This is a genomic window from Streptomyces sp. NPDC037401 (assembly GCF_055602345.1).
The window spans coordinates 52,944-63,020 of the sequence record NZ_JBVJWO010000014.1; the positions used below are offsets into that span (position 1 = coordinate 52,944).

Annotated in this window: 8 protein-coding genes; 7 read left to right on the plus strand and 1 reads right to left on the minus strand. The window is 73.2% G+C overall.

All coding sequences use genetic code 11. The features are described from left to right. Nucleotides 1–49 precede the first annotated feature (49 nt). The 6 genes from ACZ7H1_RS16895 (at nucleotide 50) to ACZ7H1_RS16920 (ending at nucleotide 7,072) form a co-directional block, all read left to right on the plus strand. The gene (locus ACZ7H1_RS16895) at nucleotides 50–1,255 is read left to right on the plus strand and encodes a bifunctional adenosylcobinamide kinase/adenosylcobinamide-phosphate guanylyltransferase (RefSeq protein ID WP_470787401.1); all 1,206 of its coding nucleotides are present in this window, start codon (nucleotides 50–52) and stop codon (nucleotides 1,253–1,255) included. A 91-nt stretch (nucleotides 1,256–1,346) separates the two neighbouring features. After that, on the plus strand, nucleotides 1,347–2,423 hold the full coding sequence (gene cobT, locus ACZ7H1_RS16900; protein ID WP_470787402.1) for a nicotinate-nucleotide--dimethylbenzimidazole phosphoribosyltransferase: 1,077 nt from the start codon (nucleotides 1,347–1,349) through the stop codon (nucleotides 2,421–2,423). A 77-nt stretch (nucleotides 2,424–2,500) separates the two neighbouring features. After that, the gene (locus tag ACZ7H1_RS16905) at nucleotides 2,501–4,360 is read left to right on the plus strand and encodes a phosphatidylglycerol lysyltransferase domain-containing protein (protein ID WP_470787403.1); all 1,860 of its coding nucleotides are present in this window, start codon (nucleotides 2,501–2,503) and stop codon (nucleotides 4,358–4,360) included. Continuing rightward, entirely contained in the window at nucleotides 4,357–5,115 is a 759-nt protein-coding gene (locus tag ACZ7H1_RS16910; RefSeq protein ID WP_470787404.1) for a hypothetical protein, read from the plus strand. Before ACZ7H1_RS16905 ends, ACZ7H1_RS16910 begins: the two co-directional genes overlap by 4 nt. Nucleotides 5,116–5,201: 86 nt before the next feature. Beyond that, on the plus strand, nucleotides 5,202–6,353 hold the full coding sequence (locus ACZ7H1_RS16915) for a sensor histidine kinase (protein WP_470787629.1): 1,152 nt from the start codon (nucleotides 5,202–5,204) through the stop codon (nucleotides 6,351–6,353). Beyond that, nucleotides 6,350–7,072, plus strand: a complete 723-nt coding sequence (locus ACZ7H1_RS16920) for a response regulator (RefSeq protein ID WP_470787405.1) — start codon at nucleotides 6,350–6,352, stop codon at nucleotides 7,070–7,072. The genes ACZ7H1_RS16915 and ACZ7H1_RS16920 overlap by 4 nt, the downstream gene beginning before the upstream one ends. A 987-nt stretch (nucleotides 7,073–8,059) precedes the next feature. Here ACZ7H1_RS16920 and nadA read toward each other — a convergent pair. Next, complete coding sequence (gene nadA / locus ACZ7H1_RS16925) at nucleotides 8,060–9,259, minus strand: quinolinate synthase NadA (RefSeq protein ID WP_470787406.1); 1,200 nt, start codon at nucleotides 9,257–9,259, stop codon at nucleotides 8,060–8,062. Nucleotides 9,260–9,554: 295 nt separating this feature from the next. Here nadA and ACZ7H1_RS16930 point away from each other — a divergent pair, with 295 nt between their 5' ends. Beyond that, nucleotides 9,555–9,911 carry a HesB/IscA family protein gene (locus ACZ7H1_RS16930; protein ID WP_470787407.1) on the plus strand — a complete coding sequence of 119 codons (357 nt, stop codon included), beginning with the start codon at nucleotides 9,555–9,557 and terminating at the stop codon, nucleotides 9,909–9,911. The last annotated feature ends 166 nt before the right edge of the window (nucleotides 9,912–10,077 follow it).

Genomic DNA, 10,077 nt, shown 5'->3' on the forward strand with positions numbered 1-10,077 from the left:
AGAGTAGCCGGGCGCGCACCACTCGCGGCGACGCGGGAGGATCTTCCTCGTGGAACTGACTCTCCTCGGCACCGGAGCCCCTGACGGGCTCCCCCGTCCCGGCTGCCCCTGCGCCGCCTGCGCGGTCTCCGTCGGCCCGCGCAGCCGCGCCGCCACCGCCCTGCTCGTCGACGGCGCGCTGCTGCTCGACCTGACCCCGGGCGCCGTGCTCGCCGCGGCGCGCGCCGGGCACTCGCTCACCGGGGTGCGGCAGGTCCTGCTGACCCATCCGCACGAAGGGCCCGCCCTGGAACTGCCCCCGGGGCTGCCCGCCGCCGGGCGGGTGCCGGACGGCAGGGAGCTCGCGGTGATCAGCGGGCACCGGGTGCGGGCCGTCCCGATGGACTCGCCCGGCACCGGGTACGAGGTCACCGGCCCGGACGGCGACCGGCTGCTGTACCTGCCGCCGGGCGGCTCCCCGGCCGGAGCGCGGGACAACCACACCGCCGCGTACGACATGGTCCTGGCGGACGTCACCGGGCGGCCGGACGCCGTGGCCCGGCTGCGCGCCGTCGGCGCCGTCGGCCCGGCCACGGACGTCGTCGCCGTCCACCTCGACCACGACGTCCCGCCCGGCCGCGAGCTGGACCGGCAGCTCGCGGCGGCCGGAGCGCGGGCGGTGCCCGACGGCACCACGCTCGTCGTGGGGGAGTACCACGCCGTGCCCGACCTGCCCCGCCGCACCCTGGTACTCGGCGGCGCCCGCTCCGGCAAGTCGTACGAGGCCGAGCGGCGGCTCGAGTCCTTCCCGACGGTCGAGTACGTGGCCACGGGCGGCACCCGCGAGGGCGACCGCGAGTGGGCCGCGCGGATCTCCCTGCACCGGGACCGCCGGCCGGGCAGCTGGCGCACCACCGAGACCTGCGAGCTCGTCCCGCTGCTCGCGCAGGACGGGCCGCCGCTGCTGATCGACTGCCTGGCCCTGTGGCTCACCGACGCCATGGACCGGGCCGGCGCCTGGGACGACGAGGTCTGGGCGGACGGCGGGCAGGACCGGCTGCGCGAGCGCACCGCCGACCTGGTGGCCGCGCTGCGCGCCACCCGGCGCACGGTCGTCGCGGTCAGCAACGAGGTCGGTTCGGGCGTCGTCCCGGCGACGTCCTCGGGCCGGCGGTTCCGGGACGAACTGGGCCGCCTCAACGCCGCCGTGGCGGGCGAGTGCGAGCACGTCCTGCTGGTGGTCGCGGGCCATGCCCTGGTACTGAAGGAGGGCTGACCGGGCACGGCGCCAGGGCGGGCCGGGAGGGGAGACGACGGGAGGCGGCGCGAGACTTGGGCAGGGCCTGACCGCCTGTACTGTTCGGCAGATGGACAGGCTGAACCTCGACGACTTCTCCGACCTGATCGAGCGCCCCGACGCGGGTGTACGGCGTGACGCCGAAGAACGCCGCGAACGGCTCTCCGTGCCCCCCGGCTCCCTGGGCCGCCTCGACGAGCTCGCCGACTGGCTGTCCGCCGCGCAGGGCTCGGTGCCGGTCCGGCCGATCGAGCGCCCGCGCGTGCTGCTGTTCGCCGCCGACCACGGCGTCGCGGGCCTGGGCGTCTCCGCCCGCCCGGCGGGCAGCGCCCACGAGCTGGTGCGCGCCGTGCTCGACGGCGAGAGCCCGGTCGCGGTCCTGGCCCGCAGCCTCGGCACCGGGATCCGGATCGTCGACGCCGGACTGGACTGCGACCCGGAGCTGCTGCCCGCGGACGTCGTACGCCACCGGGTGCGCCGCGGCAGCGGCCGTACCGACATCGAGAACGCGCTGACGGCCGAGGAGGCCGAGGCGGCCGTCCGGATGGGCATGGCCGTCGCCGACGAGGAAGCCGACTCCGGCACCGACCTCGTCGTCCTCGGCGACCTGAGCGTCGGCGGCACCACCGTCGCCGCCACCCTGGTCGCCGCCCTGTGCGGCACCGACGCCTCCGTGGTGACCGGCCGCGGCGGCGCGCCGATCGACGACCTGGCGTGGATGCGCAAGTGCGCCGCGATCCGCGACTCGCTGCGCCGTGCCCGGCCCGTCCTCGGCGACCAGCTGGAGCTGCTGGCGGCGGTCGGCGGCGCGGACGCCGCGGCCATGACCGGCTTCCTGCTGCAGTGCGCGGTGCGCCGCCTCCCCGTGATCCTCGACGGGGTCGTCGCCGCCGCGTGCGGCCTGGTGGCCCAGCGGGCGGCGTTCCGGGCCCCCGACTGGTGGCTGGCCGGCCAGTCGAGCGGCGAGCCGGGCCAGGCCAAGGCGCTGGACCGGATGGCACTCAACCCTCTGCTCGACCACGGCGTCACAGTGGGAGAAGGAACCGGGGCGTTGCTCGCGCTCCCGCTCGTCCAGGCGGCTGCCGCACTCGCGGCCGAGCTGCCGGTCCGTCAGACGACGGCGGAGGAGACGGAAGCGGCGGACTGAGATCCCGGGGGACGGCCCTGACCGCGCCGCGCCCCCTGCTCTCCTCTGAAGTGCGATGCCCCATATCATCGTTTTTCATGGGAGAAGTCCGTTTGGCTACCGTCGAATCGAGCCGCGAACCCGGTCGGGAACCCGGCCGGGAGTCCGGCCCGGAACCCGGCCGGCAGCGGGGGGAAGGCCGGGAGACCCCCGGCCGCACCGCCGGCCGCAGCACCGACCGCTCGCGCCGCAGCGCCGCCTTCGCCGTCTGGTACCTGCGCGCCGTCACGTTCGTGAACTTCCTCAGCGCCGTGTGGGTGTCGCTGGGGCAGGACCTGCGCCGCCACAACACCGCCGACTTCTACACCCCGTACATGCTCACCGCGGGCTTCGCGTCCGGCCTGTTCACGCTGCTGCTGGCGGTCACCATGGGCCGCCGCAAGCGGGCCTCGTGGATCCTGAACCTCGTGCTCAGCGGGCTCCTGCTGCTCGGGCTCGCCTTCGCGTTCAAGTTCCCCGAGATCCGCCAGCACCCGCAGAACTGGCTCTCCCTGATCCTCACCGGCCTCTTCGTGCTCGCCCTGCTGCTCGGCCGCCGCGAGTTCTACGCCAAGGGCGACCGCTCCAACCCGAAGCTCGCCGCGGCCGTCGCGGTCTTCGGACTGCTCTTCACCTCCCTGGCCGCCGCCCTGCTCGTCGGCCTGACCAACCAGACCCCCGACGCGCCCGAATCGTCCTTCATGGCCCGCTGGCGGTACGGCGTGATGCGCCTGGTCACCCTGGCCTCCGACGACGCCGGCTACCCCGGCATCAACACCCCCGCCTGGGTCGACGTCGCCGTCAACGTCCTGTCCATGCTGCTGCTCCTCGCGGTGCTCTTCGCCGCCTTCCGCTCCCGCAGGGCGGTCGACCCGATCACCGAGGAGGACGAGGAGCAGCTGCGCAGACTGCTCGCCAGGCAGGGCGACCGCGACTCGCTCGGCTACTTCGCCCTGCGCCGCGAGAAGAGCGTCATCTGGTCGCCCACCGGGAAGGCGGCCGTCACCTACCGCGTCGTAGGCGGCGTCTCCCTGGCCTCCGGCGACCCCATCGGAGACCCCGAGGCCTGGCCGGGCGCCATCGAGCCCTGGCTCGCCGAGGCCCGCGAGCACGGCTGGGTCCCCGCCGTCATGGGCGCGAGCGAGGAGGCCGGCACCGTGTACGCCCGGCACGGCCTCGACGCCCTCGAGCTGGGCGACGAAGCGATCGTCGAGACCGACGAGTTCACCCTCGAGGGCCGCGCCATGCGCACCGTGCGGCAGGCCTACAACCGCGTCAAGCGCGCCGGGTACACCGTCCGCATCCGCCGCCACGCCGACATCCCCGCCGACGAGATGGACGAGCTGCTGCGCCGCGCCGACGACTGGCGCGACGGAGCCACCGAGCGCGGCTTCTCCATGGCCCTGGGCCGCCTCGGCGACCCCGCCGACGGCCAGTGCGTGATGCTGGAGTGCACCGACGGCAAGGGCGACCTGCGCGCGCTGCTCTCCTTCGTCCCCTGGGGCCCCAAGGGCCTCTCCCTGGACCTGATGCGCCGTGACCGGGACTCCGAGAACGGCCTCATGGAGTTCATGGTCATCGAACTGCTCGAACGCTCCCGGGAGATCGGCGTCACCCAGGTCTCGCTGAACTTCGCGATGTTCCGGTCGGTCTTCGAGCGCGGCTCGCGCCTGGGCGCCGGTCCGGTGCTGCGGCTGTGGCGCTCGCTGCTGAGCTTCTTCTCGCGCTGGTGGCAGATCGAATCCCTGTACCGGGCCAACGCCAAGTACCGGCCGATCTGGGAGCCGCGGTTCATGCTCTTCGAGAAGAGCTCCGACCTGCTGCGCATCGGCATCGCCGCCGGCCGCGCCGAGGGCTTCCTCGAGGCCCCGGGCCTGCCGAAGTGGCTGCACCGCAGACACCTGGAGACGAAGCGGTGAAGCCGCAGAAGGCGCAGCCGGTGCCGCACGCCGGCGCACTGCGGGGCTTCGCGCTCCGCGAGTGGGGACCCCTCTACCGGACCGTCCGGGACGCCCTCGTCCGGCGCAGGTGGCGGGCGATCCCCATGACCCTGGGCGCGGTCGCCCTGACCTCGGTCTTCCAGATCGTCCAGAACCAGTCCTGGGGCTTCCAGTTCGTCCAGAACCTCGGCTCGGTCAAGGCCACCGACCCGCTCTGGCTGGCGCTCCTGCGCACCCCGCTGTCGCTGTTCGTCCCCGCCCTCGACCTCCCGGTCTGGGGGGCGCTCGCGCAGATCCTGCTCGTGTTCGGCATCGCCGAGATCTGCATCGGCTGGCGGCGCACGCTGGTGATCGGCTACGTCGCCACGCTCGCGGGCACCACGTACGCGCGCATCGGCCTGGCCCTCGGACCGGACCACCCGCTGGGCCTGCCCGACTCGGACCGTCTCGTGAACGACACCGGGCCGTCCGCGGCGGTGGTCGGCCTCGCCGTGTACGTGTGCTGGCGCTACCGCGCGTACCTGACCGGCGCCCTGGTCGTCCTGGTGATGATCATCGAGGTGCTGGTCAAGAACAACCTGGCCGGCAAGGAGCACCTGGCGGCCATCGCGGCCGTCCTGGCCCTGATCGCCGTCCTCGCCCGCCGCGAGGCCCGCGGCGGACGGGACCGGGCCGGCCGCGACCGGACGGGGCGGCACGAGACGGAGTGGGGGAGGCCCGGCCGCGCCCCGTAGAGTCGGGCGCCGTGACGACACCCATCGGAACCCGGCTCGACCGGACACGGGCCTGGCTCCACGCGCACCCCCTCGCGACGGACGCCATGCTCGCCCTGGGCGTCCTCGCCGCCATGGTCCTCGGCTCCTTCGCCGACCCCCACGGCCCGCACGGACGCCCCACCTTCGGCACGCGCGCCCCCGACCTGCCCAGCCTCGTGCTGATGCTGCTCGGGGCGGCGGCCCTGGTCTTCCGCCGCCGGCGCCCGATGGCCGTCCTCGCCGCCACCTGCGGCGTCTCCCTCGTCGAACTCCTCGCAGGCCCGGTCCGCGCCCCCGTGGCCATGTCCGCGGTGGTCGCGCTGTTCACCGTGGCCTCCTGCACGGACCGCCCCACCACCTGGCGCTACGGCCTGCTCACCATGACCGGCCTGACCGCCGCCGCCATGCTCGCCGGACCCATGCCCTGGTACGCACAGGAGAACCTCGGCCTCTTCGCCTGGACCGGCATGGCCGCGGCCGCCGGGGACGCCGTGCGCAGCCGCCGGGCGTTCGTCGACGCCATCCGCGAGCGGGCCGAGCGCGCCGAACGCACCCGCGAGGAGGAGGCCCGCCGCCGGGTCGCCGAGGAGCGCCTGCGGATCGCCCGCGACCTGCACGACGTCGTCGCCCACCACATCGCCCTCGTCAACGTCCAGGCCGGGGTCGCCGCCCACGTCATGGACAAGCGGCCGGACCAGGCCAAGGAGGCCCTCGCGCACGTACGCGACGCCAGCCGCTCGGCCCTCGACGAACTCCGCGCCACCGTCGGCCTGCTGCGCCAGTCCGGTGACCCCGAGGCCCCCACCGAGCCCGCGCCCGGCCTCGCCGTACTCGACGGGCTCGTCGACAGCTTCCGGCACGCGGGACTCCCGGTCGAGGTGGCCCGCGACGAGACCGACGGCCCGCTGCCCGCACCGGCCGACCTCGCCGCGTACCGGGTCATCCAGGAAGCCCTGACCAACGTGAACAAGCACGCCGGTGCCGGAGCGAAGGCCGAGGTGAGCGTGGTCCGGGTGGGCCCCGTGGTCGAGGTCACCGTCCTCGACGACGGCCCCGGATCCGCCGCGACCGGCGACCCGGGCGGCGGCCACGGCCTGGTCGGCATGCGCGAGCGCGCCGCCGCCCTCGGCGGCACCTGCTCCGCCGGACCCCGCTACGGGGGCGGCTGGCGCGTCCATGCGATCCTGCCCCTCGACACCGCCCGGGAGGAACGATGACCGACACCGCCCCGAGCCCCGCGCCCATCAGGGTCTTGCTCGCCGACGACCAGGCGCTCCTGCGCAGCGCGTTCAAGGTCCTCGTGAACTCCGAGGCCGACATGGAGGTCGTGGGAGAGGCCTCGGACGGCGCCCAGGCCGTCGAGCTGGCCCGTGAACGCCGCGCCGACGTCGTCCTCATGGACATCCGGATGCCCGGGACCGACGGCCTCGCCGCCACCCGCATGATCAGCGCCGACCCGGATCTCGCCGGCGTCCGCGTCGTGATGCTGACGACCTTCGAAGTGGACGAGTACGTCGTCCAGGCATTGCGCGCCGGCGCCTCCGGCTTCCTCGGCAAGGGCGCCGAGCCCGAGGAACTGCTCAATGCCATCCGCATCGCGGCGGCCGGCGACGCCCTGCTCTCCCCGGCGGCCACCAAAGGGCTCATCGCGACCTTCCTGAAGCAGGGCGGCGGCCTGCACCACGGCCCCGACTCCGGCCCGGCCCCCGGCACCCACGCCGAACGGCTCGCCGCCCTCACCGGCCGCGAGCGCGAGGTGCTCGTACTGGTGGCCGCGGGCCTGTCCAACGACCAGATCGCCGGGCGGCTGGAAGTCAGTCCGCTCACCGTGAAGACCCATGTGAACCGGGCGATGGCCAAGCTGTCCGCCCGCGACAGGGCCCAATTGGTGGTCATTGCCTACGAATCGGGACTGGTCCGGCCCCGGCTGGACTAGCCGCAGCAGTCCCGGCTGCTCCATTCGCTGTATGCGGGCGAGGTGGCGGACCCCGCCCATCGGCGAGCGTGGAGTCGCCCGCAGACTCACAGCAGAGAGACCCCCCATGTCCTGGCTGTCCCGCTTCGGCGTCTCTGATCAGCTCAGTGATCCTGTGTCAGACATGGCGTCCGGTTCGGGTATATGTGCCCACCATGGAGGGGTGGCGTGAGCGTGCAGGTGGAATCCTGCGCCCAGTGCCGCTCCTCTGGCCGGTGTCGGCCGGTGGTGGGTGTGCTGACCGTCGTCACGCCCTGGTGCCGGTGCGCTGCGCGGGGCAGCCGTCCCCGGCCCGTGTGAGCGTGTCCCTCCGGACGCCTTCCCACCCGACCGAAGGGCCGGGCAGGGGAAGGTATCCGGCGTCGCCTGGGCGTCGGACGCGGCCCTGGTGCGGGTGGAGGTTGGGCAGGTGCAGCACCGCGCCCGCCGGGACCGTCGGAGGCAGCGTGATGGGGCAGGACACCCACGTCCAGTCCCGGTACGACCGCGGGTCGGCCCGGGTCGGGAGCTGTGGACGCGACAGTGCACGGCCCGGCTCGGTCTCGTGACGTTCGATGGTGGCCTGCTGCCCGTCGCACGCCGACAGCAGTCGACGGTGCCCGCGCCGCGACGATCTCGGCGGAGCCGGTCGGCGACAACACCGGCGCCGTGAGCTCGGCCCTGCAGACCAAGCTCGGCCTGGTCAGCTCGACCCTGCTCACCCTGCTCACCGTGCTGCCGGCGCCGACGCTCTACGCGATGGTCGAGCTCCGCAAGGAGCGCCGCCGCGCCAAGCGGGCCGCGAAGCGCGAGGCCCGCCGGACGGCCGTCCCCGCCGGCCGCTCCAGCGCGGACGACGACCCGAGCCCGGCCAAGGTCTGGCCGGCACGCCGGAAGGGGCGCCCCCCCGCGCGGGTGGCGCCCCTTCCGTTCGTTCCGCGGGCGCTCCGGCTCGCCGCCGGGGCCCGGCTACGGGAGCGCGAGCATCCGCTCCAGTGCGAGCTTCGCGAAGCTCTCGGTCTCCTTGTCGACCTGGATCTGGTTGACGAGGTTGCCCTCGGCCAGGGACTCCAGGGTCCACACCAGGTGCGGCAGGTCGATGCGGTTCATCGTCGAGCAGAAGCAGACGGTCTTGTCGAGGAAGACCACTTCCTTGTCCTCGGCAGCGAAACGATTCGCCAGGCGGCGGACGAGGTTCAGCTCCGTACCGATGGCCCACTTGGAACCGGCCGGGGCCGCCTCCAGCGCCTTGATGATGTACTCCGTCGAGCCGACGTAGTCCGCGGCGGCCACGACCTCGTGCTTGCACTCGGGGTGCACCAGGACGTTCACGCCGGGGATGCGCGCGCGGACGTCGTTGACCGAGTCCAGCGAGAAGCGGCCGTGCACGGAGCAGTGCCCGCGCCACAGGATCATCTTCGCGGCGCGCAGCTGCTCGGCGGTCAGGCCGCCGTTCGGCTTGTGTGGGTTGTAGACCACGCAGTCGTCCAGGGACATGCCCATGTCGCGGACGGCGGTGTTGCGGCCCAGGTGCTGGTCCGGCAGGAACAGCACCTTGGTCTGCCCGGGCTCCCCCTGCTCGAACGCCCAGTCCAGCGCCTTCTTCGCATTGGACGAGGTGCAGATCGTGCCGCCGTGCTTGCCCGTGAACGCCTTGATGTCCGCGGAGGAGTTCATGTACGAGACCGGGACGGTCACGCCGGCGACGCCGGCCTCCGTCAGCACGTCCCAGCACTCGGCGACCTGCTCGGCGGTGGCCATGTCGGCCATCGAGCAGCCCGCGGCCAGGTCCGGCAGGACGACCTTCTGGTCGTCCGTGGTCAGGATGTCCGCGGACTCGGCCATGAAGTGCACGCCGCAGAAGACGATGTACTCGGCCTCCGGCTTGGCGGCGGCGTCGCGCGCCAGCTTGAACGAGTCGCCGGTGACGTCGGCGAACTCGATGACCTCGTCACGCTGGTAGTGGTGGCCGAGGATGAAGACCCTGTCTCCGAGCTTCTCCTTGGCCGCACGGGCGCGGGCCACGAGGTCCGGGTCGGACGGCGAGGGCAGGTCGCCCGGGCACTCCACGCCGCGCTCGCTCTTCGGGTCGGCCTCGCGGCCGAGCAGCAGCAGGGCAAGGGGCGTCGGCTGGACGTCCAAAGGCTGGGCGGTGGTCACGACACGCACCCTTTCTGTTCTGCGACTACAAGTCTGCAATCTGCGACTACACGACTTCTCGTCTAGTTGACGCTATCTATCATAACTGCTTCACGTCACTTTGACGATGCCGATAGTGTCGATGTGACGAATTCGCGCACGGCTCAAGAGAGGGTCCACCCCTCAGCCGCGGTGTGCGAGCATGAATATCTGAAACACGCGTCAGGCCCGGAATGAATCCGCGGCCCCGTCGGTTGCCACCGACGGCAAGAGTCCGACGTTTCCCTGCCCCGGCAGGGGCCGCCCACTTCGGGAGTGAATGCAGATGTCCGTTCAGGACGAAAAGACCACTGTGAGCGACGGCATCCTCCTGTCCGACGCCGCCGCCGCCAAGGTCAAGGCCCTGCTCGACCAGGAAGGCCGGGACGACCTGGCCCTGCGCGTCGCCGTCCAGCCCGGCGGCTGCTCGGGCCTGCGCTACCAGCTCTTCTTCGACGAGCGCTCCCTCGACGGCGACGTCGTGAAGGACTTCGACGGCGTCAAGGTCGTCACCGACCGCATGAGCGCCCCGTACCTGGGCGGCGCCTCCATCGACTTCGTCGACACCATCGAGAAGCAGGGCTTCACGATCGACAACCCGAACGCCACGGGCTCCTGCGCCTGCGGCGACTCGTTCAGCTAAGCCGCAGGGCGGGCCGGGCCACAGTGCCCGCCCGACCGCAGGAGAGGGGGGGGGGGGGGGGAGGCGGGGGGAGGGGCCCCCCGCCCCCCCCCCCCCCCCCCCCAAATCCTCTCCCCTATCGCGCCTCTCCCCCCCCCCTTTTCTCCTCCCCCCCCCCCCCACCTCC